The organism is Mycobacterium sp., assembly GCF_965229265.1.
Taxonomy (GTDB): domain Bacteria; phylum Actinomycetota; class Actinomycetes; order Mycobacteriales; family Mycobacteriaceae; genus Mycobacterium.
Genome location: NZ_CBDDIY010000013.1, coordinates 1,117,207 through 1,141,657, shown reverse-complemented (window position 1 = coordinate 1,141,657; position 24,451 = coordinate 1,117,207). Strand labels below are relative to the sequence as shown.

Below are 24,451 nucleotides of genomic sequence, written 5' to 3'. Positions count from 1 at the left end.
TCGTCCCGTGGTGAACCTCAGTGAGCCCCCTGCCCCGCGTATGCAGCGCAGGCTTGCGCGTCGGCCGCGGCATAGCTGACGCCCGACTGCGCGATTCCCGCACCGGCACGGCCCAATTCGGCTACGCCCTGTGCGGCCGCGGCCGCATGGGCGCAGCCGGTGGCGCTGCAACTCAGCGACGCCTGCACCGAAACCGGGTCCGCCGCGGGGGGTAAGACCGCGGTGATGAGCGGTGCGGCCGCGGCGTGCGCGGCAGCAAGTCGCGCGGTCAGGGCTTCGACCGTCGCGCTCGCGGCGGCCAGGCCTTCTGGAACAACGTGAAGTGTCATGACCGAATCCCATCTTCGAAGTCAGGGCCCCCCACCCGTGATCCGATGAGCGGATCGACGAGCTGGAGGTGTGTCGGGGTGTCGGTGTCGTCGAGCAGCAATCCGCGCCCGGGCACACGTCTGCTGAATCGGTGTCCGCGGACCTTGGCACTGTCTTGTGGGTTACCCGACAGCATGATCGTGGTCGATTGCAGGTCGTTCAGCCGCCGCAGCAGCGGGTTGGTCATCAGGGCGTGAGCCGAACCCGACGCCCGTGCGGTGACAACCACCCGTAGCCCGAGATCGGTTGCCTCCGAGAGCAGCCCGAGCAGCGGAGTCCACGGCCGGTGGCCGGCATACGGGCCGGACACCGCCGGCCCGTCGGGGATCTGGTCGACATCGTCGACGATCAGGTAGTGCGTGTGGCCCGCGTAGGTCCAGTTCTTCAGTTCTGCCGGGGACAGGCCGGCCGGTGCGCGGCGCCCCTCGATGATCGCCGACAATCCCAGCATCGCCGGGATGACGCGGTCGATGTTCGCGGTGTATTCGTTGTCCGGGAACAGCGGCTCGTCGACGAGGTGCAATCGCCGGTCCACCACCGTGAACGCGATGCGGTCCGGTGTCGAATTCTCCCGCAGTGTCCGGATCAGGTGGCGCAGCAAGGTGGTCTTACCGGATTTGCTGTCGCCCAACACCATCACCAGCGGGTGCTGCGCGAGTTGCAGGGCCACCGGAGCGAGATCCTGCTCGCGCTGACCGATGACGACCTGCTCGGGCCCGAGGTAGAGCGGAGCCACCTCAGCCGGCGCGAGCTCGCCGGGAAGCAGCCGCACCGGCGGTGCCGACTGCCCGGGGTAGCGGGCATTGAGGTGCGGGATCTGGCCCAGATCGGGGGTGGCGACCAGGAAATGCTCGGCCGCCATGGTCAACCCGCGGCCCGGTTGGGCGTAGGGCACGGCCTCGGCGGGTCGGCGCAGCGCGCCGGTGACGCGAACGTTACTGTCCCGTGGATCGGGCAGCCGCAGTTCCAGCCGTAGGCCCAGCCCGTCGCGCATCGCCAATGGCACCTCAAGCCAGTTCGGGGTGGTTATCACGACGTGAATGCCATAGGCGAGGCCGCTGTTGGCCAGTTCGGTCACCGCGGCCAGCAGCGGGTTCCGGGGATGGAACTGATCGGTGTCGTCGCGGCTGAACGCATACAGGTTGTCGATCACCAGGAACACCTGAGGATGAGCTGCACCGTGCCCGGCCCGCTGCCGATCGGCCAACAATTGATCGAGCTCGCCGAAGGTGCGACGGATCCGTTCGGGCTCGAGGGGCGATGCCACACTCCCGACGTGGGCCAGCCCCTCGACCGCGCGCAGCTGCCCGCCACCGTAGTCGATGCAGTAGAACGACACCTCGCCGGGCGAATGCCGAGCCGCCGCGGACAGGATGAACGTCTGCAGTGCAGTGGATTTGCCGGATTTGGAACCGCCGTGGATCACCATGTTTCCCGCGGCGGAGGTGGCGTCGAAAACGAGCGGGTCGCGGCGCATCTCGAACGGCCGGTCGATCTCGCCGAGCGGCCATTGCCCCCGTCTCAGTTGGCCCGCTGCTTCGGCCAGGACATCGGCCAGCGGGATGGGCTCGTCGAGCGGGGGAAGCCACAGTCGCGGTGCGCGCGGTCCGTACGCAGCCAACTGCGCACCGATGGTGGCGACGAGCTTCTTGGGTGCGGGAAGCGCGACATCGCCGCTGGACACGATCACGATGTCCTGGTCGATCTCGACATCCCCGGCGGTGAATAGCCGGGGCTCGGGATCTGCCGGCACTGCATAGGATTTCGTCCGCGGCGGCGGGTCGTAGATGCCGTCGACGTAGGTGCTGCGGAACTTGATCGGCTCGGCCCCCGGAGCGGGCACCAAGAAGCCGACGCCCTTGTGCTCCTTGCCGGATTCGACGTGGTAGGCGTCTTCGACACCGATGATCTGCCGGGACGCGGCCGCACTGGCAACCTTGAGCCCGAATCGGTACGACGTGTTCTTGTCGATGTCCTTGATCTTGCCCACATCCAAAGTCTGTGACGCGAACAAGATATGTATCCGGAACGAGCGGCCCTTGCGCGCAACGTAATCGAACAGCTCGGAATACTCGGGGTGGTCGGCGAGCATCAGGGTGAATTCGTCGGCGACGACGAACAGGGTAGGCAGCGGGGCGAGGTCATGCCCGGATGCGATCGCCGCCTCGTACTCGGTGACCGAGGTGAACGCACTGCCTTGGATCCGCCGGCCCGCGTCGCGCAGGAGGTTCTCCCGCCGGGCAACTTCGCCTCGCAGGGTGTCGGCGAATCGGTCGGCCAGTGACTTCTTCTCGGCCATGTTGGAGATGACGGCCACGACCTGCGGGAAGTTGCGGAAGATGTCGGCGCCGGCCTCGCCCTTGAAATCGGCGTAGATGACGATGAGCCGTTCGGCGGAGTGGGTGGTCAGCAGCGCCAGCAGGATGGACATCAGCGTCTGCGATTTACCCGAGCCGGTCATACCGATCATGAGTCCGTGCGGGCCCATACCGCCCTCGGCTTCGTCCTTGAGGTCGAAGTACAGCGGCTCGCCGGTGGCCGTCACCCCGATCGGTACCCGCAGTTCCCGGCCGCGCTCGCGCGGAGCCCAGAGCGCCGGCACGTCAAGCTGGGTGGCATCGTCGATGCCGAGCAGCGAGGTAAACGTCGCGCCGCTCACCGCCGCCGATCGCAAACCGGCATGAGTGGGATTGGAATCCCAGCGTGCCAGTCGTCGGGCCAGATGCGTTGCGTCGTCGGCCGGCATCCGGTCGGCGTGGTCTACGTAGGGCTGCCAGCCACCATCGCCCCAGCGCTGGATGGCGGCGCCGCGGACCTTCAGCACCGGCCGTTCCGGGTCAGGGTACTGCTGCCGGTGGGGTTCTTCTGCGGTGAGGTGTATCAGGGTGACTGCGGCCCACCCGGCCGAGAACACCGACGCCGACGGCTCGTAGCCCGGCTCGTCGATGACAACCAGCAGATGGCGCAGGTTGGCGCCGTCCTCATCACCGAAGGCGGGACGTTCGGCGAGCGCGGGCCCAAGTTTCGCGACGAGGCCGTCGGTGTCGACGCTGAGATTGCGGGCCGGGCCGGTCCCGTCGATGACGCCCGGGATATCGACGTGCGGAAGCCATTTGAGCCAGGACCAATCGGTCGATTCCAGATCGGGGCTGGCCAGCGCAACACCGAGAACGCCTGGGTCGTGCCAGGTCACGGCTTGGGCAAGCCAGGCCCGCACCGCCGCACGCGCTTCGCGCTTGTCCCCGACGACGGTGAGCCGCGAAGTCACCGACAGGTCGATGCCCTTCGGCGCGCCGCGCACCGTGCGCTGGACGTCGAGCAGGCCGCGAAGCGCGGTGTGCGCGACCGGCTCCAGGTCCACCTCGTCGGCGGTGTCGGCGACCCTGAGTGCGGTGTCCAGCGGTATGTCGTGCAGGCCGGCGCGCACCACCAGAAAGTCGCGGTTGTGCGGGTCGCGCTCCCACTGCCGTCTCGAACCCGGAATCGACAGCAGGGCAACGGGGTCGGGATGTGACCACTCGAGTTCGGCCCGTTGATCGGCGGCCTGGGCGCGAACGTTGTCTCGCACCACCGAGAGATAGCGCAGGTAGTCGGCGCGTTCGGCGTCGATCTGCTCGGTGCGCATCTTGTTGTCGTTTCCGCGATACAGGGCGGTGGCGGCCAGCAGCAGGACGAACGGGAAGAACAGGATCTGTGGCGAGATGAGCCGCATCCCGGTCGCGAACAGCGCGACGATCATCCCGACGATCAGGATGACGATCAGCAACGGCAGCGCCCTGCGCAGCAGCGGTGCCGGTACTGGCCGTGGCAGCTCAGGTGGCGCCTCGATGGTGATGGCGCCCTCGCGTACCGACGGGCCAGGAACCCGCTTGCGGGCCTCGAAGATCAGCCGGCTCACCGCTTGACCGTTCCGGTGTAGACGGTCAGTGCATCGGCCTTCGACAGGGCAGGACCCGGCGCAAGCAACGTCAGCACCGACCAGGGAGCCGGCGTAGCAGGCGCCGTCATTCCTAGGGCCGCGACCGTGGTGGCCAGCTCATCCGGCGTCGCGGCCTCGATGCCGTATCGCACGCCGGTGTCGGAGACCCAGAACAGTGACCCGGCCGCCGGTGCGGCCGGCTCCTGGCCTACCGTCTGGACGAAGTAGCCCCTGCCGACAGGGAGCACCACCCGCGAGGCGTCGCCGTCGGCGGGGGGAAGGTCGACCGGATTCGCGCCGTCGAGGATCGGGAGCGCGGCACCCGAGAGCAGTGTCAGGGAGCCGGTCGCCGCACCAGCCGGCTTGGACCACCACGCGCAGGTGACCGGAGCCGTGGCCGACGCCACGAGGTCCACCGGACGCGCGGGATATGCCGTCGTGTCGAGCATCCGCGACACCGGCAGATGGGTGATCTCGTCGGCGTCCAGACGCGGCGGCTGCGCTAGTCCATAGGAGTTGGTGTTGCGCAGCACGGCGGCCAGCACCGGGGTGACGGGCTGGAGACCGTCGGGCAGCACCGCGTAGTACGACAGTGTGCCGTCGGCGCCGAACGCGGCCACCACACCACCCACGGGCACAGGCACCGACGGCGCGAAGCCGGGCATCGCTGCGGCATCCGGGATCGCCGGAGCCACCAGCGGTGCGCCTTCAGGAATCGCGTTGAACAGGCCCGGGGCGATTGGCCTGGTGGTGGGGGTGGCTGTCCCAAGGCCGAGGGCATCGGCGACGGCCCGGTCGGCGAGGTCGACGCGGCTGCGCCGACCGTTCCACAGCAGCCAGGTCGTCGGTGCCTCGGGGGAACCAGCGGCGACCAGTACCGCCTTGTCGGCCGCCAAAGCCGTCGCATGATGAGCGCCCTCGACAGGCCTGCCGCCGATGACGGTGACGCCGGGGTGCTGGGCCCCACTGCTGTCGCAGACTGTCCAGTCTGCATCCCCGGAGTTGTTCTGCACCATGCGTTCTGGTGCTCCTGGAATGCCGACCATCGGCCCGCGCGCGAGTTCGTCCAAAGCGGTGCTACCGACGACTTCAGGTGCGACGGGTTGGCCGGCAATCAGCCGGGCGGAGGTGAGGTTGAGTACCGGATGCAGCCGATCGTCAACACGCACATACAACGCTGAACTGTCACGATCGGCCAGTACGGTGTTGTTTCCGACGGCGCCCGCAGGACGCAGCAGCGAGAAGACGAAACATCCTGCGAGCCCGGTGATCACGATCAACACACCCATCGCCACGGCCCGGGATTGGCTGCGTAGAGGGTCGACGAGCATGCGGGTGTCGTGCAGCGCCAGCCCGGATGCGATGCGGCGCATCAGGAATCGCCAACCGGTGACCTGGTGGCCGGTGATGAACCCGCGCCGGTAGCTGACCTGATCAGGGTTGTCGTTGACCGGGGTGCGCGCCGAGAACGACCGGCGCTGATCACCAGGATTCATGCGGGCACATCCAAGCCCAGCCCGCGCAGCAGCGGGATCACCGCACCACCGACATCAGCGACGGTGATCGTCATCAGTTCCTCATCGGTGAAATCCCCGACCGGGTCGGTGTGATCGAGCCGGAACTCGCGTTCCTCCTCGCAGCGTTCAACAACATTGCGCACAAACCGGCCGTTACCCGCGATATCGAGGCTGCGCCGCGCGATCCCGTTAACATCCGGGGTCATCGACTGCGCCAACCCCCCGAACACACCCTCCAAATGCGCCAACGCCGCATCCTCGAACACACTGTCGCGCGCAGCAGCCATCGCCTGGGCGATCTCCACCAACTCCACCGCCGCATACGACGGGAAGTCGATGCTGCGGCTGAACCGCGACCGCAGACCCTCGTTGGTGTCCAGGAACCGGTCCAGATCAGCGCGATATCCCGCGACGATGACGACCAGCCGGTCCCGGTCGTTTTCCATCCTGGCCAACAGGGTGTCGATGGCCACCAACCCGAAGTCGTTCTTAGCCCCGGTAGCCACCAACGCATACGCCTCATCGAGAAACAACACCCCATCCAGGGCACTGTCGATCACCGCGTTGGTCTTGGCCTCAGTCTCCCCGATGTGCTGACCGATCAGATCCGCCCGATGCACCTCCCGCACGTTCTCCCGCTTGAGCAACCCCAAGCCGCAATAGATCTTGGCCACCACCCGCGCGATCGTCGTCTTACCCGTGCCCGGCGGCCCGGCGAACACCAAATGATGCGACCGCTGCGCCACCGCAAGACCACGCTGCTGGCGACGAATCCCCATCGCCACCGAACTCTTCAACCGGGCCACCTGATCCTTGACCTCATCGAGCCCGATGAACTCCCCCAACTCCCCCTCAGCCTCCGCCAGCAGCGCAGCCTTACGCCCCCGCGACTGCGGATCCACGAAATCCTGCGCAGAAGGCTCAGTAGCCGCATCCCACGCATCGCTGCGCGCCGCGATCCGCGCCGCCGTCGTCGTCACAATCCCCACCGACGGATCCGACAACGCCTCCTGAACCCGCACCTCACCCGGGTTAGCCGCATACAACTGCGCCAACACCTCGCCAGCAGCCTCAAACTCACCCTGGGCCCGCAACACCAACGCCGCGACCAAACCACCATCAACAGCAGCCACCGCCACCGGACCCGCCGCATCCTGCACATACGACAGAGCCGGAGCGAACATCCCCAACCGCGCCAACGCAATACCGAGCCCCACCCGCACCGCATGCGCAAACACCGCATCCAGACCAGGATCGCCCACCAACGGCGTCAACAACGCGACCACATCCGCCCACCGCGCAGCACCCGAATGCAACGCGGCATCCACCCAGCGCGCCTCCCGCCACTCCGGACGACGCTCCCGAAGCTCACCCACCACCACACCAGCCGCACCAAACCGACCCGCCATCACCAGCGCAGCGGCATACGCCAACCGGAAATCATCGGGACCACCAGCGCGAAACCGCAAATACAACCCAGAGTCATAGTCGAAACCCACAGCCCCAGGCGCGATTTCCACCCGACGCTGCAACACCCCCCAGGTATCAACCGAACCGGCCAACGCCGCCAACACCTCAACAGAACAATCCCCCGCCGCCGCCAAACCAGCCCACGCATCACACTGCTCAGGAGCAACCCGGGTCAACTCACCAAACCCACGACGAGCCGCCACCACATCAGCAGGCCGACACCGGTCATACACCGACAACCCCAACGCCCTACAACACGACGCAAACCGGCTCACCACATCACCGTCGAGCCGGCCGGCCGCATCGGTTGTCACGAGGACCTCGCTGTTGTTAGCGATCACAGCGCGCACGGGCGGACGGGCGCAAACCCCAACATCGCATTCCTCACGCGGCAGTAGTCGGCTGACCGCGGTCACGAGTTCCCGAAATTCCCAGATTTTCCCGACCGATTCGCCACGGGCCCCGCGAGGGCCGAGTTAGGTCATCCAATCCTTATGCAGCACAACAGCACTCGTCTTGTGACTGCGTCACCATGCCGGGAACCCCCGCGCATCCCCGCCCGACTATGTGACCGGAGCCTTCCGCGTGGAGAACGCGCGACTGGTCCACATAACGGGCAGTTTCGGAAACCTAACGTAGGGATCGGTCATGAGCAATGGAGCTTTCGTGGGTCGAGTCGGAGCGCTGGCAGTGTCGCTGGGTGTCGGGATCGCGATCGTCGCCACCCCACCACTAGCCTCCGCCGATACCAGCAACTCACCGTCTTCCGGCACCGGATCGTCCGGGCGCCCCGGTCACCGCGATTCGGGGCAATCCTCCAACACTCACCGCAGCGCGACACAGCCGGGCAAGCGGACACCGACTCCGGCCGCAGCGGCGGCCGCCGCTGCCCCCGATTCCGGGGCATCCGGCGCGGGCGACACCGGCAGCAGCCGCGCCAAGGCATCGACTCCCCCGTCGGCGGCGACCACTCCAGTGGGGGCAAGGGCCAGCCTGCCCACCGCAGCAGCGATCCCAACTCTGCCCCTTCCTTCGCTCCAGGGCGGCCCGGTCGAGAGTTTCATCGCGGTCTTCATCAGCAATGGGACGGCCGCGCACCCCGATGCCGGAATTTTGTTCGGCAATGGCTTCAGTTATGACGCTTCGACCTGTGCCACATCCTGTATCGGCGGCAAGGCGGGGCTGATCGGCAACGGCGGCAACGGCTATGGCGGCGGAGCCGGTGGCGCCGCGGGTTGGATCGGCAACGGCGGAGCCGGCGGCGCCGGACTGGATGGAGCCAACGGTGGCGCCGGCGGCAACGGCGGTGCCGGTGGACTGTTCTGGGGTGACGGCGGCAATGGCGGAAATGGCGGTGCGGCAACGTCGATGATGGGCGCCGGCGGCGCGGGCGGCAACGGCGGCAGCGTGGGCATGGTGATGCTGATGGGCTTCCCATGGCCGAGCACGCTCTACGGCAACGGCGGGGCCGGCGGCAACGGCGGCAACGCCGACATGGGCATGGCCGGCAAGGGCGGTCACGGCGGGATGGCGGGCTGGATCGGTGACGGCGGCGTCGGCGGAAACGGCGGTGACGTCAACGGCGGAACCATGATGGCGATGACGGCCACCGCGGGCAATGGCGGTGGCGGCGGCATGGCCGGCTATCTGTTCGGTAGCGGCGGCAATGGCGGGCGCGGCGGCAACGTCCTCGGCGCCGGCGGCGGGATCGCCGGGATCGGCGGAACCGGTGCGATGGCCATGGGGTTCGGTCCCGGCGGTAACGGTGGCGCCGGCGGCAGCTTCGGTGCCTCCGCGACCGGCAACGTCGCGGGCGGCAACGGCGGGGCAGGCGGCCCGGGTGGATGGGTCTTCGGCCCCGCAGGAAACGGGGGTAATGGCGGCAACGGCCTCGGGACCGGCGCTGGCGGCAAGGGCGGCAACGGCGGCAACGGCGGCAACGGAGTCGGCTTCAGCGACGGCGGCCAGGGAGGTACCGGTGGCGATGCGACCGGCACCGGCACCGTCAACGGCGGCAACGGGGGTAACGGCGGAAACGGCGGCGTATTCGGCAACGCCGGTGCGGGCGGCAACGGCGGCAACACCGCGTCCACCACGACCGGAGCCGGCGGCAACGGTGGCGACGGTGGCGACTCCGTCTACCTGGGCAACGCCGGCAACGGCGGCAACGCCGGAACCGGCATGGCGCCGGCCAACGGTGGGAACGGCGGCACGTCGACCCCCGTCATGGGCAATGGCGGCAACGGCGGTAACGGGACAGCGGGCGGCTCGGGCGGCTGCGGCGGCATGGGCGGCATGATGGGTCAGAGCGGAACCAACGGCACCCCGGCCAACGCCTCCTGCGGCATGGGCGGCATGGACATGGGCGGCATGTAGGAAGGCCGCCCCGTGCGGGTAGGGCGTGAACTCGGCGGCGAGTCACAGCCTCTTGAGCCGGCGTACGACCTGGGCGAACGGTGCCAGCGCGGCCAGGGTGTTGCGCATGCTGCGCTGCATCGGAGCGAAATTCGCGATCACGACGTAGCGCACACCGCAGTCGCGCCATTCCGCGGCGCGCTCGAGGACCTCGTCGGGGGTACCGCACAGCCCGATATCGCGCACCATCGCTGGCGGGACAGCGCTGACGTGGGCCAGCGCGGTCTGCTCGTCCATGTCCTGAGGCATCAGGTCCTGCGCGCCGCTGAAGCCGGCACCTAGCGGGTGCCGCGCGCCGTAACGGGCAAAGAACTCGTCGGAGGCGCCGAGACCGTTCGAGCGGATCAGCACCGAGCCGAGCGCCTCGTCGACCTGAGCCCGGCTCGCGCCGGTCACGACGGGAAACCAGATCGCGGGAGTGATCGACATCGGGTCGCGCCCGGCGTCCGACGCCGCGGTTCGGACCGCCTCCAGCCGTTGGGCGTACTCCTGCGGCGTGTGAGCGAACGCCGGGAAGTAGCCGTCGCCATAGCGGCCCACCGCGCGCAGCATCCGAGGGCCGTGGGCGGCGATCCACACCTGCGGCCACTTCCCCCGGTACGGCGGAAGATCGAAAATCGCCTTGCGCAGCGGGAAGAACGGTGAGTCACGGCTGACCAGCTCACCGCCGGAGTTCCACAGCGCCCGGATCGTGGCCATGGCCTCTTCGAACCGCGCAACCGGCTTGGACCAGTCCACCCCGTAGGGCTCGTTGCCCTCCCGTTCCCCGGTGCCGATGCCCAGAATCGCCCTGCCCTTGGTCAGCAGCTGAAGCGTCGCCGCTGCTTGAGCCGTCACCGCCGGGTTGCGGCGCCCGGTGTCGGTGACACCCACGCCGAGGCGCAGCCGGCCGATCCGATTGCGCGCCGCGAGGTGCCCGAGCATGGTCCACGGTTCCAGGTACGCGTCCGGCCTGGGCACTATCCGCGCGCCGGCCGCGTACTTGGGCTGCCACAGCGCTCGCGGGAACAAGGCGTTGAGATGATCGGGCACCCAGAACGAGTCGACCCGGCTAGCGACCGCACCCAGATAACTCGCCCGGGTGAAGGAGTCGACCGCGGGGCGGGAAGCCAGGAGCGGATCCATCAATCCGACGCGAAGGGTGGGCATGACGGGCCTTTCGACAGCGGTGGTGACTCCAGTGTCAGGGCCGCCGTCGCTACCGACTAGCGGGCACGACTACTCGAAAATTGGTCAGCCCATGAGCAGCGGACCGGCCAGGCGCTCCCGTTCGATACGGCGGCGCAGGGTCCGCCGCGCCCGCCACGACAGCATCGACCGGGCGTTGAGCACCTCGTAGTGGGCCATCGACAGCGCCATCGGAGCGCCGGTGCAGGTCCGCGCCGCCACCAGCACCGAGCCGTACAGGAGCGGCACCTCCGCGGCCGACCAGCCCGACGTCGCCAGCAACAGCTGAGTGGCCAGCCGGTTGACCTCGTTGCGCCTGCGGCCCGCCACCCGGAACCAGAACACCACCCCGTGGCGGCTGGTCATCGTCTCCCAGCGCGGGCCGCCCACAATCGTCTCTATGGAGTCGGCCGAGCCGTCGACGATACCGATGCCGCCGTCGGGCTCAACGATGACGGCCGCCGGCCCGGTCGGCTCGATCAGCGACGCCATGGCGACCGACAGCACCCGTTTTCTCACGGCGGCCTCCGATGCGAATCCCCTTGTGCCAGTATCGCGCGCCGGAAGCGTCAACTCCAGTGACCAATGTGTGACCGTCCGAGGGGCACGCCTATAGGTCGGCGGCGAGGTCGTAGATCCGCGTCAGCTCCGCAGCGCCCGTCTGCTGCGGCATCACCACCAGCTCCGTTGCGCCGGCGTCGAGATAACCGCGCAGGGCCTTGGCCACCGCCTCTTCGCTGCCGATCACCGCGAGGTCGACACTGGAGGAAACACCCTCGCGCGCAAGGGTTTTCTGATACGACGGGATCGAATCGTACAGCGCGAGGCGGGGTGCGATCTCGGCCCGCGCGGACTCGATGTCGTCGGTGATCGCCACGTTCACCATCGCGACGATACGCGGGGCGGGCCGCCCCACCTCGGCTGCCGCCCGCGAGATTGTCGGCGCGATGAAGCCCTCGACGGTGCGCGGCCCGGTGTTGGCAACGATTGTGCCGTCAGCCAATTCGCCGGTGACGCGTAAGGCACGCGGACCCATCGCGGCGACCAGGATCGGGAACGGGGTGGACCCGGCCAACCCCAGCGGCAACAGCTTCGGATCGACCGCCGTCAGATGGGTGCCGTGGAAGTCCACCGTCTGCTCGTCCCTGATGGCGGTCAGAACCGTCAGGTACTCACGCAGCCGCGCCACCGTATGCGCCCAGGGCAGCCCGTAAACCAGTTCCTCCAGGAACGGCACACCGAGGCCGAGCCCGAGGGTGAAACCCCCGTGCGTCGCGGCTTGCGCGGTCTGTGCCGATGCGGCCAGGACGAGCGGATGGCGCGGGTTGATCGGTACCACCGACGTCCCCACCCCGACACCGGGATTGGCGGCTCCGACCAGCGCGGCCAGGCTGATCGCGTCGAAGTCGAGTTGCTGAGACACCCACAGCTGCCGAATGCCGGCATCGGCGGCCTCGCGGGCCTTGGCGAGGACCTCGTCGACGAGGTTGGCGGCGGTACGGTCGGACGGGAGCATGATTCCAGCGGGCATTCTGTTGCCTTTCAGGTGGTTTCGAACGCGAAGTAGTGGGCCTGGTCGAGGTCATCGAGCAGCCCGATCCGAGTTGGCTGCCAGCCGAAGCGCTGACGGGTAAGGGCGCTGCTGGCGGGCATGTCGAGGGCGAAGAACCCGCCGATCCAGCCGAAGTGGCCGGCCACCGCGTCGGGCGGGATGCTGGCGACGGGGATGGCCAGGTGCCGTCCGATGGTGTCGGCGATGTCGCGGGCGGCCACTCCCTGTTCGGCGACCGCGTGCAGCACCGTGCCGGTGGGTGCCGATTCGACCGCGAGCCGGAATACCACGGCGGCGTCGTCACGGTGTACCGCCGACCACCGGTTGGCGCCGTCCCCGACATAGCCGGAGGTGCCCGTGGCGCGCGCGATATCGATGAGCCGGGGCACGAATCCGTAGTCGCCCCTGCCGTGCACCGTGGGGGCCAGCCGCACGATGGACACCCGCACGCCGCGGTCGGCGAAAGCCAGCGCAGCCCGCTCGGAGGTGCGCGGCAGATCCGGCGAGGCGGGCCGTTCCTCGGTGATGAGCTGGCCCGGTGCGTGCCCCGCCGTGCCGCTGGTGACCACCAGCGGGCGGTCCGAGCCGGCCAGCGTCTCGCCGAGTGCCGTGATGGCTTGGCGGTCCAGTTCACCGGCGGCGGCGAAATTGTCGAAATCATGGTGAAACGCCAGGTGGACGACGCCGCCGGCCGATTCGGCGCCGCTGCGCAGACTGTCGAGATCGGTCAGGTCGCCGCGATGAACCTCGGCGCCGGCCGCGGCGAGCGCCTGCGCCGACGCGTCCGAACGGGCCAGTCCGAGCACCTGATGGCCCGATTTGAGCAGCTCGGGCACCACCGCCGAGCCGACCCATCCCGATGCACCCGTGACGAATAACTTCATAACACCCTCCATGTCAGTCGCTGTCATCAACAGTAACCACGATGTCAGTGACTGTCATCCCGGTAATATTCGGCCATGGGCCGCTGGGAGCCGGACGCACAGGGTCGCCTGCAGGAGGCGGCCCTGGCGCTGTACGCCGAGCGAGGCTTCGATCAGACGACGGTGGCCGAGATCGCCGAGCGGGCCGGGCTGACCGAGCGAACGTTCTTCCGATACTTCGCCGACAAGCGCGAGGTGCTGTTCGGCGGGCAACGCCCGCTATTGGATCAGGTGACCAAAACCGTTGCCGACGCCCCCGATTCGGACAGCCCACTGGAAGCGGTCAGCGCGGCACTGCAGGAGACTGCGGGGTTCTTCGACGGCCGCCGGGAGAGATCGCGGCTGCGGCAGGCGGTGATCGACGCCAATTCCGCACTGCAGGAACGCGAGCTGATCAAACTCGCCGCGCTCGCCGGCGCGCTGGCCGACGGGTTGCGCCAGCGCGGAGTCGCCGAGACGACGGCGCGACTGACCGCCGAGACCGGCGGCGCGGTGTTCAAGCTGGCCTTCGACCAGTGGGTTGCAGCGGACGACGAGTACGGCATGGCCCACTATGTGCGCGCCGCCGTCGCCGAACTCAAGGCGCTGACCGCGGACTAACCGACACCGAAGTCGACGTTTTGGCGCGAACTACTCGCGATTGTCCACCCGTGTGTTGGTTTGGGCGAGAACGTCGACACAGGTGCGCACCCGGTCGATCCACCAGTCGCGGCGGTCGGCCGACGCGGCCAGCGCGGCCAGTCGCGCCGGGTCGGGCGTCACCTCACCGACGGCCAGGCTGCCGTCGACGGGCGTCACCTCCGCGACATCCTCGACGAACAACCCGCCGGTGCCCAACCCGCAGGCATGCTCGAGGCGGGGCAGCGCAGCCGCCGCGGTCAGACCCGCCGCGATACCGACCGCGGAGTCCAACGCGCTGGAGATCACCACCGGAATGTCGATCTCGGCAGCGATGTCCAGCAAGGCGCGCATTCCCCCCAGCGGCGCCACCTTGAGCACGGCCACGTCGGCGGCGCGCGCCCGCACCACCGCCAGCGGATCCGACGCCTTGCGAATGCTCTCGTCGGCGGCGACCGCGACCTGCACCCGCCGGCGCACCTCGGCCAGCTCGTCCACGCTCTTACAGGGCTGCTCCAGGTACTCCAGCGGGCCGTCCGCGGTGAGTGCGGCCGCGGCGGCCACCGCCTGCTGCACCGTCCAACCGCCGTTGGCGTCGACCCGCACGGTGGGGATCGCCGCGCGCACGGCATTGACCCGCGCAACGTCGTCGGCCAGCGACTGTCCCGGCTCGGCCACCTTCACCTTCGCGGTGCGCGCACCGGGGAAGCGAGCCAGCACCTGCGGCACCTCCGCCGCCGGCACCGCCGGCACCGTCGCGTTGATCGGAATGCGATCACGAAGGACGGGCAGTCTTGTGCGGTAAGCGGATTCGATGCCCGACGCCAGCCAGTGCGCGGCCTCGGGCGGCTCGTACTCCACAAAGGCACCGAATTCGCCCCAGCCCGCCGGACCGTCGATCAGCGCCACCTCGCGAACCGTGATGCCACGGAAGCGCACCCGCATCGGCAGTGCGACGACGTGCAGTCGCTCCAGCAGGTCGTCGAGCGGAACGGGCATCAAATCGCGCGGTCGCGGTTCTCCCAGTACGGCTTGCGCAGGTCCCGCTTGAGCAGCTTGCCGGTGGGGTTGCGGGGCAGGGCCGCAGAGATCTCGACACTGCGCGGGCACTTGTAGTGGGCCAGCCGCTCACGGCACCAGCTGATCAGCTCGGCCTCGGACGTGGCTCCGCCGATGGACAACTCGACTACTGCCTTGACCGATTCGCCCCACTTCTCGTCGGGCACGCCGAACACGGCGGCGTCGAGCACCGCGGGATGGTCGGTGAGCACCCGTTCAACCTCGACGGAGTAGATGTTCTCCCCGCCGGAGATGATCATGTCCTTGAGCCGGTCCTCGACGAAGACGAACCCGTCCTCGTCGACGCGGCCGATGTCGCCGGTGCGGAACCAGCCGTCGTCGGTGATCGACGATTCGGTGGCCTCCGGCTTGTTGTGGTAGCCCTTCATCAACTGTGGTGTGCGGAACCATAATTCGCCGGGCTGGCCGGTCGCCACTTCCTCGAGGGTGTCGGGGTCGACCACCCGCACCTCCACCTCGCGGGCCGGCTGCCCGGCGCTGACCAGCCGCTCCGGGCGCGACTCGTCGCGGTGTACCTCCGGGGAGAGCTGGGTGATCGCGCCGCATACCTCGGTCAACCCGTAGACCTGGATGAAGTCGGTGTCCGGCCAGGCCTTCAGCGCCGAGCGCAGCAGGGCGGGCGGCATCGGCGATGCGCCGTAGACGAAGGTCCGCAACGCGCCGAACAGCTTGACGGCGTCCTCGCCGGATTCGAGCACCTTGCCCAGCACGGCGGGCACCAGGAAGGTGCGGTTGGCGCCCTGCAGGATCGCGCCCGCCAGTGACGCACCGTCGGCGTCGCGGGTCATGATCGTCGGGATGCCGGCGTGGATGCCGTACTGGACGTAGGACGACCCGCCGACGTGGAACAGCGGCATCGCCACCAGGTTCTTGTCGTCGGCGTCGAACTCGAAGGTGCCCGCGTTGAGGGTGTGCGCCAACAGGTTGCGCTGGGTCAGGACGACGCCCTTGGGATGCCCGGTGGTGCCCGAGGAGTACATGATCAAACAGGCGTCGTCGGGGTCGACATCGGGGCGGCGGCCGACCGGTGTCGCGCTGGCGAGCAGCGCCTCGTACTCGTCACCGTCACCGCCATCGGGAGTGACGGTGACGATGTGCTCGACATGGCTGAGCCGGTCGCGGATCTTGTCGATCGCGGGTCGCAGTTCGGCGCCGACGATCAGCAGTTTGGCGCCCGAGTCGTTGAGGACGTAGTCCATCTCCTCACCGGCCAGCCGGACGTTGATGATCGCGGTTGCAGCGCCGATCGAGGCTGCCGCCAGGGTCAGCTCGACGCACGCCGGGTGGTTCTTGTCCAGGAATCCGACCACGTCACCGCGCCCGATGCCATGCTCGAGCAACGCACCCGCGAGCCGGCGGACCCGGTCGTTCCACTGCGCCCAGGTCCAGCTTCGGCTGAGATAGGCGATGGCCTCATCGTCGGGCTTGTGTTCGGCCCAATACGCCAGCCGGTCGTCGAGAAAGCGCGGTTCGGGAGGTTGCATACCGGCCAGGGTGCCATGTCAGGCCGACGGGGATCCAGCCTTCGGCCGAAGCAACACCCAAGCGATCACGATCGCGACCGCAGGTACCACAGCCATGATCAGGCCCAAGTCGTGGATCGCGGCCAGCCAACTCTGGTTCGCCTCCGACACCACCCAGCGCGCCTTCTCCGGGTCGAGCACCTCCGCGCCCGCGGACGGTCCCGGCACCCCGCCGTGAGCCACTCGCAGCGCATCGCGGGCCTGTGCCTCGCTGATCCCTGACCCCGCGAGCTCGCGGCGTCCGTCACGTAGGAACAAAGTGGTACCGACCAGTGCGAACAACGCCGGCCCCAGTGAGTAACTGGCCTGTCCGACAGCCGGTTTCACCGCTGAAACGACACCGCCCAGCTCAGCCGGGGCGCTGGACATCATGATGGTGGACTGCGGGGTCTGCACCACCGCGGAACCGATCGCGTTGAGCGCGACCGCCACCCCGAGGACCAGAAGCGGGGTCTGCGCGTCGAGGACGACCAGCATGAGCATCCCCACCAGCAGGATCACCAGGCCGGCGACGAGCACCGCGCGTTCGGAGAACCGCTCGGTGGCCCGTCCGGCCACGGTGGCCGCCAGCGCCGCCAGCAGCACCGCCGGAATGAGCAGCAGGCCCAGCAGTTCCGGGGACTCGCCGCGGATGGTGACCAGGTAGTAGGCGAACAGGATGGTGGCACCGCCCTGCAGGAAGTTGAAGGTTGCGCCCGCGATCACTGCGGCGTTGAACCGCCCCGAGCCGAAGATGCGCATGTCCAACGCCGGCTCATCGGTGTGGACCTCCCACCGCACGAACGCCGCCGCCAGGCCCAGGCCGACCAGGATCTGCAACACCGCACTGAGCTGGAAGCCGCCCTGCAGCTCTGTCAGGCCCAGGATCACCAGGACCAGCGCCGCGGCGATCAGCACTACGCCGACGACATCGAGCTTGCGCTGCCAGCGCACCGTCTCCGGCACATAGCGAAGGGTCAGAACCAAGGTGACCAGGGCCAGCACCGGGGTCACCAGGAAGCAGGCCCGCCAGCCATAGTGGGTGGCCAGCCAGCTGCCGATGGCCGGCTGGAAGACGCTGAGCGCGTGGCCCGCGCCGAGGTAGGTGGCGATGGCGACGGCGCGGCGCCCCGGCGGGAAGACGGCATTGACGATGGCCAGCGACAGGCCGAGAACAAACGCGAACGCGATGCCGACACCGGCCCGCGCCACCGTCAGCACCGCGACGGTGGGGGCGGCCGCGGCCAGCACCCCGAAGCCGATCGAGCCGCAGGTGCCGATCACGAACATCCGCTTCATGCCGTACAGGTCGCCGAGGGCTCCGGCACCCAATACCGCCGCGGCCAGCGTCAGCGTGGCCAGGCATGCCAAGAAGCTGGCCGTGCTGGGACTGAACTGCAGGCCGCGGCGCACCTCGGCGAGATTGGCCGACAGGATGGTCGGATCGGCAGCGGTGATGCTGTACCCCAGGCCCATGGCGACGACGGTCATGGTCGCCGCGAGCCCGGTGACCTCCTGCTGCTGCGGCATTGGCAGATGCTAGCCCCGCCGGGCCGCGGGGGGCGCCTAAGAGACGGGCGAAACCGTCCGGCGCGTTACCGAGTCCGGCCCACGCCGTGGTGGCGCTGGACCAACGGTTCAGGCCGAAGCACCCCACCGGTGGTCAAGTGCCTCGCCGACTTGGCGGCCGACACGCTCGAGGTCACTGCGTTCGGCGGCATCAAAGGCCTGGGCGGCGATGCGACGTTGCAGACGAGCGCACTGGTTCGCGACCGCCTGCCGCTGCTCAGGCAGGCGTACCACCCACGCCACGTCACGTAACAACGCCAGCAGAGCCCGCATCACCTGCGGGTCCTGCGCACCGTAGAGCTGCGGCTGGCCGCATACCAGATCGAGTAACTCAGGAAGATCCGGCTGGGCGACGACGACGCGCACCGCGTCGTTCTCATCACGCAGAATCCGCGCGCCGAGCCGGAACCCGACCAGTTCACACAAGACGGCGGTGCACGAGTTCAACGCATGGACGGCGGTGGTGGGATCGTTGATTCCCGGCGACAGCGCTCGGACGACGACATCGGTCATCTGCCGCAACCCGTAGCCGATGTCCTGGGCCGCAGTGCGTTCGACGCCGGTGTGCAGCGCGCCCGCCACACAATTGCGCAACGCCGCCGTGGGCCCATTTTCCAGTCCTCTTCCAGAATCGATGGCCCAGAAGAAGGCCACCGGCACACCAGCTACGACGTTGGCCCCAACCGGGCGATCAATCCAGACCACCGCGCCGGCGTTCACCGCGGCGGCAACCAGGGCATGCTCGTCGACCTGGACAAGGAAGCCCGAAGAGTTCGCCGTGACGATGTCGCAATTCGCCGGCGGCGACGGGCTGATGCCGCTGTATTGCTCACCCTGCGGTTCCGCGGTGCGCCTTACGGTGTCGGTGATGTCTTTCGACACGTGGTGCAACATCGTCTCGATCCGGATCTGACGCACAAGATGGCCGAGGAACAGCACCAACGCCAGCACGCTGGCCATGGCAAGCAGGTAGGCCACGGTGACCGAGATCCGCGGGACGAACAGACTCGACGCTTCGCTGTCGTTGCGCACCGTTCGCAACACCGTCAGTGCGTAGGCGAAAGTCGCCAGGAACAGCGCGAGCGTGCGCTGCACGAAGGGATCTGCGGCGAAGGTCCGCAACAGCCGGGGCGAATACTGGCTACTGGCCAGCTGAAGCGTCACCAAGGTCAGCGAGAACGTCAGGGACGTCACCGTCATCAGCGAGGTCGCGACGGCGCCAAGCACTTCACGCGCGGCGTCGGCGCTTCCGCCGAAGAGATAGCCCGCGACCGTCGGTGACATCCGGCTGTCGATCACCGCGTCGAGTTCAGGAAGTCCCACACCGACGAGGACGGCGGCCACGACACCCAGGGCGGGCATCGGCCACAGACGACTGCGTACGGCGTCGACGAACACGGCACGTCGCTGCCGCACAGCGGTCACGATCTCCGTCACCCGGGATCCTTTCGCCGGCATCCGGCGATGATTCGCCAAATTGACGCCACTTCAAACAAAGGCCGGGCGGGGAGTACACGGTCATCAGCTGCCCGCCGGCCGGTCACTCGTCTCAGGATCGCCGTTCGCAACCGAGTGCTCATCTCGGTCATGAGGACGCCCTTCCTTCAGAACTGGAACACGTTCTAGTGTGGACGCTATGACTCAGGTTGATTCCTCTTCGCGCGAGCGCTCATCGGCCGACCTGCTGCGCCATCCCATTCATTCCGGACACCTGACGGTCGGTGCCCTCAAGCGCAACAAGACCAAGCCCGTGCTGCATCTCGGCGACACCACCCTGACCGGTGGACAGCTCGCCGAACGCATCAGCCAGTACATTCAGGCGTTCGAAGCGCTTGGTGCCGGCACCGGCACCACCGTCGGGTTGCTGTCGCTGAACCGGCCCGAGGTGCTGATGATCATCGGGGCGGGACAGACGCAGGGATACCGGCGGGTGGCACTACACCCTCTCGGCTCACTCGACGACCACGCCTACGTCTTGGGCGACGCCGGTGTGACGTCGTTGATCATCGACCCGAACCCGATGTTCGTCGAGCGGGCCCAGGGGCTGCTGGAGAAGGTCCCCGGGCTCAAGCAGATCCTGACGTTGGGGCCGGTCCCCGAAGCGCTGGTCGGCTCCGCGGTGGACTTGATCGCCGAGGCCGCCAAGTACCCGCCGAAGCCGTTGGTGGCGGCCGACCTTCCGCCCGACCACGTCGGCGGCATGGCCTACACCGGCGGCACCACCGGCAAGCCCAAGGGGGTGCTCGGCACGGCTGCGTCCATCACCACGATGACCACCATCCAGCTCGCCGAGTGGGAGTGGCCGGAGAATCCGCGGTTCCTGATGTGCACCCCGCTGTCGCATGCCGGGGCGGCGTTCTTCGTGCCGACGATCATCAAGGGCGGCGAACTGGTGGTGCTGACCAAGTTCGATCCGGCCGAGGTGTTGCGGGTGATCGAAGAGCAGAAGATCACCGCGACGATGCTCGTGCCGTCGATGATCTATGCACTGATGGATCATCCCGATTCGCACACCCGCGACCTGTCCTCGCTGGAGACGGTGTACTACGGCGCCTCGGCGATGAACCCGGTGCGGCTGGCCGAGGCGATCCGGCGCTTCGGCCCGATCTTCGCCCAGTACTACGGCCAGTCCGAGGCGCCGATGGTGATCTCGTATCTGGGCAAGAAGGACCACGACGAGAAGCGCCTCACCTCCTGCGGAAGGCCGACGCTGTTCGCGCGCACCGCGCTGCTGGACGCCGACGGAAACGAAGTGGCGCAGGGTGAGGTCGGGGAGATCTGCGTGTCCGGTCCGCTGCTGAGCGGCGGGTACTGGAATCTGCCGGAGGAGACGGCCAAGACGTTCAAAGACGGCTGGCTGCATACCGGTGACATGGCCCGCGAGGACGAGGACGGCTTTTGGTTCATCGTCGACCGGGTCAAGGACATGATCGTCACCGGCGGCTTCAACGTGTTTCCGCGCGAGGTGGAAGACGTCGTCGCCGAGCACCCTGCCGTCGCGCAGGTGTGTGTGATCGGCACGCCGGACGAGAAGTGGGGCGAGGCCGTCACCGCGGTGATCGTGCTGCGCCCCGATCACCCCAGCGACGAGGAGTCGGTGGCCCGGGTGACCGTCGAGATCCAGGCGGCGGTCAAGGAGCGCAAGGGGTCGGTGCAGTCGCCCAAGCAGGTGATCGTCGTCGAGTCCGTGCCGGTGACCGCGCTGGGCAAGCCGGACAAGAAGGCGGTTCGCGCGCAGTTCTGGGAAGGCGCCTCGCGGGCCATCGGCTGATGCCCGGGCGGCCGTTAGGCCCCCGGCACCCCGGTGCGCGCGGCCACCGATGCCGTCGTCCCGTTTTCGAACACGTCGATGACGACGTCGTCGTCGCGGTAGCCGCCCAGCCGGGCCAATCCTGGTGTGGCGGCGATGATCCGGTTGGCCTGGTCCCCGGTCAGCGGGTAGTCGGACACCGCGTGGCGCCAGTGCGCGGCGATGATCGTCGCACCCGGCGCCAGCAGCGGGCATTCCCGGCCCAGCACCGCCGCGAGCAGGTCGGCGTCGAGGTAGTAGGCCACCTCGGACAGCACCACCAGGTCGAACGGCCCGGCGGGCCACGGTTCGTCGAGTGATCCGTGCCGCAATGTCACCGAGTCACGAAAGCCGCAGTCGCGCAACCGTTTATCGGCACCATCGAGCGCCTTGGCAGCCACGTCCGTGGCGGTGATCCGCTCGCATCGGCCGGCCAGGCGCGCCGTCAGCGCGCCCACCGAGCAGCCCGGTTCGAAGGCATGCCGGTAGCTCGGCTGGGGCAGGAGCGCCACGGTGATGGCGTATTTGCGTTCCTCGTACCACCGGGTGCCCAGTTGCCATGGGTCATCGGAGTTCGCATAGAGCTCGGCAAAATAGTCGTCGGGCAGCCGGGCGCTCATCGGAACACCAACTCCCCCACGGTGTCCAGCCGACGGAGCGCATAGTCGGGCAGCACCGGTTCCACGCCGCCCGGCCCCGGCCCGATCTGGCTGGCAAAGCAGCGCACCGCGGCGGCCTTGCGGTCGAGCGCGGTCTCGGTCAGCTCGATCCGGTGGGCCCGCTGCCACGGCACCACCGGATCGCCGGGAACGGCCCAGTGCCACATCCACACCGGATATTCCAGCAGCACCGCACCCCGGCGTTGTGCCGCGACAGCGGCGGCCCGGCCCACCGCCTCGTGGTCGGGATGCCCGTCGCCGCGCCAGGTGGCCGCACACCAGCTACCGGCTGGACGATCGGCCAGCAAGTCGGCCAGGGCGTCGGCGATCTCGGACTCCCGCTCGGCCAGGCCACCATCCGGCAGGCCGAGCTGAATGGGCTCGCAGATACCGAGACTGTCAGCCGCACAACGCAATTCGTCCTGCCGCGCGGCGATCAGGCCGGCCCGGCCGGGCTGGTCCAGATCGGGATAGGCGGCGCCGCCGTCGCTGACGCACACCACGTCAACGGCGATACCGCGCGCACGCAGGGTGGCCATCGTCGCCCCGAACCCCAGCGTCTCGTCGTCGGGATGGGGCGCCACCACCATCAGGGCCGGGCAACCGGCCGGGTCGAGCGCGGCGAATCCGGGCAGCCAGTGTGCCCACTCGGCGGCGGGTGTGCCCCCGGCGGCGACCGGCCGCTCGGCGAACCGGTCGACGTTGGCGCCGGCGGTGGTCACGGCGCCGCCTCGGTCAATCCACCCAACGCGGCGAGATCCCGCTCGGCGTGGCTTTGCCGGACATAGATCGACAGGTCGGCCACCGCGCGGGCGTGGGCCTCGTCCAGGCACAGGGGTGCGGGCCCGAGTGCCCTGGCGGTGCGGGTGATCGCTTCGTCGACCGCGGTTTCGACGACGGCGCGGGTTCGGCGCGCCCACAACTGCGCGGTCCCGGTGCCGTCGGCCGGGTCCTCGTCGACCCGGCGGGCCACCGCTTCCAGCGTGGCCGCGGCGGCGGCCAGGGCGGCGTCGACCGCGCCCAGGTGGGCCAGTGTGTGGTCGTCACCGCGGCCCGCCGCCCGGTACAACGGCGCGGCGACCGCGCGGGCACCGCCGTACCAGCACGCCGCGACCCCGACGGCGCCGAACCAGAACCCCGGTCGGCTCAGATACTGGCCGGGGGCGCCGACCGCAACGGCGCGCACCGCGTCGAAGTCGACATCACGGGTGTCCGACCGGGCCATCCCGGCGTTGCGCCAGGTGCTCGGCCGCGGCCGGACGCCCGGATCATCGAGGGCCACCGCATACAAACCCCGCTCGCCGTCGGCCCGCCCGGCGGTCACCAAGGCATGCGAGCAGCGCCCCGCCCCGGAACACCATGCCTTGGTCCCGGTCAGGACCGCGATGTCGCCGCGTTCCTCGGCCATGAGCCGAGCCTGCGGCGCCTCGGCGGCCCACACCCCCCACAGCTGCCCAGTCCCGGCAGCGGGTCCGTCCAACTCGGCGAGGATGGCCACCGCGTCGGCATGCGCCTCGGCCAGCCTGCCGCCGACCACGTCGATCTCGGTCAACGCCGACAGCCCACGCCAGCGCCGCAGCGTCGCACCCGAGCCGGGCAGCGGCAGCTCGAGGGCACCCGCGGCGAGCCAGGCTTCGACGGTCACGAGGCATCTTCGACGGCGAGGGCTTCCCCGGTTCGCAGGTCCTCGGCGAAGCCGCCGGGTGCGCGGCCCACCCGCCGCGCCGACGTCGTCACCGACAGCGTCTGGTCACGCTCGATCCGGTACCCCGCGGCTTCGAACCGGTCGACGAGGTCGGCATCCTCACCGCTCTCCAGATCGGCGAACCCACCGACCTCCCAGTAGGCCGCCGCGCGGCAGCCGAGGTTGGCGCCATGGACGTGCTCGTGACCGTTGCCGTGGGCGTCCAGCCCGCGCAGGTAGTTGCGCTCCAGAGCCGCCGGCGCCCCGCCCTCGGGCACCCGAACCACCCCCAGCACCAGGTCGGCGTCGGCGGCCAGCTGGCGCTGCAGCCAGTCCGGCTCGACGCAGGTGTCCGCGTCGGTGCAGGCGAACCAGGTGCGCTGCGGGTCGCCGGGCCGGCGCCGGCCGGCGAAGCTGAATCCGGTGGCGCGCGCGGTGCCGACGTTCTGGGCGTCGATGGAGACGAAGTCGACGTCGTCGCCGAACTGCCCGGCAAGCTCTTCGCTGCCGTCATCACAGTCGTCGAGGACCACCACCGTCCACACCGGTACCCTCACGCGCTCCGCGGCCGCCAGCACCGACCGCAGGCAGCGCGGTAGTCGATCGACCTCGTTGTGCGCGGGAATCACCACGACCACCTGCATGATGTCCTCGCCACCGGCTCTCACCGCACAGAGATATCCGCTTCGCGCCGGTTTCACACCCACAAGCTGCGTCG

19 protein-coding genes are annotated in these 24,451 nt (G+C 68.9%); 3 read left to right on the top strand and 16 right to left on the bottom strand.

Features of this window, described 5'->3' with window-relative positions; translation table 11 throughout:
- Positions 1-17: 17 nt before the first annotated feature.
- Genes ADBZ9K_RS27415 through eccA form a run of 4 tightly spaced genes read right to left on the bottom strand, consistent with a single transcriptional unit; the run spans position 18 to position 7,616 of the window.
- Positions 18-329: a PE domain-containing protein gene (locus ADBZ9K_RS27415; RefSeq protein WP_526625474.1), complete on the bottom strand. Its 312-nt coding sequence runs from the start codon at positions 327-329 to the stop codon at positions 18-20.
- Positions 326-4,267, bottom strand: coding sequence for a type VII secretion protein EccCa (gene eccCa, locus ADBZ9K_RS27410; RefSeq protein ID WP_526625472.1), 3,942 nt, complete (start codon positions 4,265-4,267; stop codon positions 326-328). Before eccCa ends, ADBZ9K_RS27415 begins: the two co-directional genes overlap by 4 nt.
- Positions 4,264-5,784: a type VII secretion protein EccB gene (gene eccB, locus ADBZ9K_RS27405; protein WP_526625471.1), complete on the bottom strand. Its 1,521-nt coding sequence runs from the start codon at positions 5,782-5,784 to the stop codon at positions 4,264-4,266. Before eccB ends, eccCa begins: the two co-directional genes overlap by 4 nt.
- Positions 5,781-7,616 carry a type VII secretion AAA-ATPase EccA gene (gene eccA / locus ADBZ9K_RS27400; protein WP_526625470.1) on the bottom strand — a complete coding sequence of 612 codons (1,836 nt, stop codon included), beginning with the start codon at positions 7,614-7,616 and terminating at the stop codon, positions 5,781-5,783. The genes eccB and eccA overlap by 4 nt, the downstream gene beginning before the upstream one ends.
- A gap of 307 nt (positions 7,617-7,923) precedes the next feature.
- Between eccA and ADBZ9K_RS27395 the strand changes: the two genes are divergently transcribed.
- Positions 7,924-9,651 carry a hypothetical protein gene (locus ADBZ9K_RS27395; protein WP_526625469.1) on the top strand — a complete coding sequence of 576 codons (1,728 nt, stop codon included), beginning with the start codon at positions 7,924-7,926 and terminating at the stop codon, positions 9,649-9,651.
- 42 nt (positions 9,652-9,693) lie between these two features.
- On the opposite strand, the gene ADBZ9K_RS27390 is transcribed toward ADBZ9K_RS27395, so the two are convergent.
- The 4 genes from ADBZ9K_RS27390 to ADBZ9K_RS27375 form a co-directional block, all read right to left on the bottom strand.
- Entirely contained in the window at positions 9,694-10,839 is a 1,146-nt protein-coding gene (locus ADBZ9K_RS27390) for an LLM class flavin-dependent oxidoreductase (protein WP_526625468.1), read from the bottom strand.
- Positions 10,840-10,923: 84 nt separating this feature from the next.
- The gene (locus tag ADBZ9K_RS27385) at positions 10,924-11,376 is read right to left on the bottom strand and encodes a hypothetical protein (protein ID WP_526625467.1); all 453 of its coding nucleotides are present in this window, start codon (positions 11,374-11,376) and stop codon (positions 10,924-10,926) included.
- Positions 11,377-11,467: 91 nt separating this feature from the next.
- A complete protein-coding gene (locus tag ADBZ9K_RS27380; protein ID WP_526625466.1) occupies positions 11,468-12,388 on the bottom strand; it encodes a TIGR03564 family F420-dependent LLM class oxidoreductase in 921 nt (306 codons plus the stop codon).
- Between the two features lie 11 nt (positions 12,389-12,399).
- Positions 12,400-13,293 (bottom strand): SDR family oxidoreductase, encoded by an 894-nt coding sequence (locus tag ADBZ9K_RS27375; RefSeq protein ID WP_526625465.1) that lies wholly within the window; start codon positions 13,291-13,293, stop codon positions 12,400-12,402.
- A gap of 75 nt (positions 13,294-13,368) precedes the next feature.
- On the opposite strand from ADBZ9K_RS27375, the gene ADBZ9K_RS27370 reads away from it, so the two are divergent.
- Positions 13,369-13,932, top strand: coding sequence for a TetR family transcriptional regulator (locus ADBZ9K_RS27370; protein WP_526625464.1), 564 nt, complete (start codon positions 13,369-13,371; stop codon positions 13,930-13,932).
- A gap of 30 nt (positions 13,933-13,962) precedes the next feature.
- Here ADBZ9K_RS27370 and ADBZ9K_RS27365 read toward each other — a convergent pair whose 3' ends face one another.
- The 4 genes from ADBZ9K_RS27365 to ADBZ9K_RS27350 form a co-directional block, all read right to left on the bottom strand.
- Positions 13,963-14,952: an o-succinylbenzoate synthase gene (locus tag ADBZ9K_RS27365; RefSeq protein WP_526625463.1), complete on the bottom strand. Its 990-nt coding sequence runs from the start codon at positions 14,950-14,952 to the stop codon at positions 13,963-13,965.
- Positions 14,949-16,514, bottom strand: coding sequence for a long-chain-fatty-acid--CoA ligase (locus tag ADBZ9K_RS27360; RefSeq protein ID WP_526625462.1), 1,566 nt, complete (start codon positions 16,512-16,514; stop codon positions 14,949-14,951). Before ADBZ9K_RS27360 ends, ADBZ9K_RS27365 begins: the two co-directional genes overlap by 4 nt.
- 18 nt (positions 16,515-16,532) lie before the next feature.
- Positions 16,533-18,062, bottom strand: coding sequence for an MFS transporter (locus ADBZ9K_RS27355; protein ID WP_526625461.1), 1,530 nt, complete (start codon positions 18,060-18,062; stop codon positions 16,533-16,535).
- 108 nt (positions 18,063-18,170) lie between these two features.
- Complete coding sequence (locus ADBZ9K_RS27350; RefSeq protein ID WP_526625460.1) at positions 18,171-19,559, bottom strand: DUF2254 family protein; 1,389 nt, start codon at positions 19,557-19,559, stop codon at positions 18,171-18,173.
- A gap of 178 nt (positions 19,560-19,737) precedes the next feature.
- Between ADBZ9K_RS27350 and fadD8 the strand changes: the two genes are divergently transcribed.
- A complete protein-coding gene (fadD8, locus tag ADBZ9K_RS27345; RefSeq protein WP_526625459.1) occupies positions 19,738-21,372 on the top strand; it encodes a fatty-acid--CoA ligase FadD8 in 1,635 nt (544 codons plus the stop codon).
- Positions 21,373-21,386: 14 nt separating this feature from the next.
- Here fadD8 and ADBZ9K_RS27340 read toward each other — a convergent pair whose 3' ends face one another.
- From ADBZ9K_RS27340 to ADBZ9K_RS27325, 4 genes are read right to left on the bottom strand one after another with little or no spacing between them, the layout of a single operon-like run.
- The gene (locus ADBZ9K_RS27340) at positions 21,387-22,010 is read right to left on the bottom strand and encodes an SAM-dependent methyltransferase (protein WP_526625458.1); all 624 of its coding nucleotides are present in this window, start codon (positions 22,008-22,010) and stop codon (positions 21,387-21,389) included.
- Positions 22,007-22,771, bottom strand: a complete 765-nt coding sequence (locus tag ADBZ9K_RS27335; protein WP_526625456.1) for a PIG-L deacetylase family protein — start codon at positions 22,769-22,771, stop codon at positions 22,007-22,009. The genes ADBZ9K_RS27340 and ADBZ9K_RS27335 overlap by 4 nt, the downstream gene beginning before the upstream one ends.
- On the bottom strand, positions 22,768-23,694 hold the full coding sequence (locus tag ADBZ9K_RS27330; protein ID WP_526625455.1) for an acyl-CoA dehydrogenase: 927 nt from the start codon (positions 23,692-23,694) through the stop codon (positions 22,768-22,770). The genes ADBZ9K_RS27335 and ADBZ9K_RS27330 overlap by 4 nt, the downstream gene beginning before the upstream one ends.
- Positions 23,691-24,377, bottom strand: coding sequence for a glycosyltransferase family 2 protein (locus tag ADBZ9K_RS27325; protein ID WP_526625665.1), 687 nt, complete (start codon positions 24,375-24,377; stop codon positions 23,691-23,693). The genes ADBZ9K_RS27330 and ADBZ9K_RS27325 overlap by 4 nt, the downstream gene beginning before the upstream one ends.
- Positions 24,378-24,451 lie beyond the last annotated feature (74 nt).

Excerpts from the sequence above, each read along its gene's own strand:
- ADBZ9K_RS27415 (WP_526625474.1), bottom strand. The coding sequence starts at position 329 with ATGACACTTCACGTTGTTCCAGAAGGCCTGGCCGCCGCGAGCGCGACG.
- eccB (WP_526625471.1), bottom strand. The coding sequence starts at position 5,784 with ATGAATCCTGGTGATCAGCGCCGGTCGTTCTCGGCGCGCACCCCGGTC.
- ADBZ9K_RS27395 (WP_526625469.1), top strand. The coding sequence starts at position 7,924 with ATGAGCAATGGAGCTTTCGTGGGTCGAGTCGGAGCGCTGGCAGTGTCG.
- ADBZ9K_RS27390 (WP_526625468.1), bottom strand. The coding sequence starts at position 10,839 with ATGCCCACCCTTCGCGTCGGATTGATGGATCCGCTCCTGGCTTCCCGC.
- ADBZ9K_RS27380 (WP_526625466.1), bottom strand. The coding sequence starts at position 12,388 with ATGCCCGCTGGAATCATGCTCCCGTCCGACCGTACCGCCGCCAACCTC.
- ADBZ9K_RS27375 (WP_526625465.1), bottom strand. The coding sequence starts at position 13,293 with ATGAAGTTATTCGTCACGGGTGCATCGGGATGGGTCGGCTCGGCGGTG.
- ADBZ9K_RS27370 (WP_526625464.1), top strand. The coding sequence starts at position 13,369 with ATGGGCCGCTGGGAGCCGGACGCACAGGGTCGCCTGCAGGAGGCGGCC.
- ADBZ9K_RS27360 (WP_526625462.1), bottom strand. The coding sequence starts at position 16,514 with ATGCAACCTCCCGAACCGCGCTTTCTCGACGACCGGCTGGCGTATTGG.
- ADBZ9K_RS27355 (WP_526625461.1), bottom strand. The coding sequence starts at position 18,062 with ATGCCGCAGCAGCAGGAGGTCACCGGGCTCGCGGCGACCATGACCGTC.
- ADBZ9K_RS27350 (WP_526625460.1), bottom strand. The coding sequence starts at position 19,559 with ATGCCGGCGAAAGGATCCCGGGTGACGGAGATCGTGACCGCTGTGCGG.
- fadD8 (WP_526625459.1), top strand. The coding sequence starts at position 19,738 with ATGACTCAGGTTGATTCCTCTTCGCGCGAGCGCTCATCGGCCGACCTG.
- ADBZ9K_RS27340 (WP_526625458.1), bottom strand. The coding sequence starts at position 22,010 with ATGAGCGCCCGGCTGCCCGACGACTATTTTGCCGAGCTCTATGCGAAC.
- ADBZ9K_RS27325 (WP_526625665.1), bottom strand. The coding sequence starts at position 24,377 with ATGCAGGTGGTCGTGGTGATTCCCGCGCACAACGAGGTCGATCGACTA.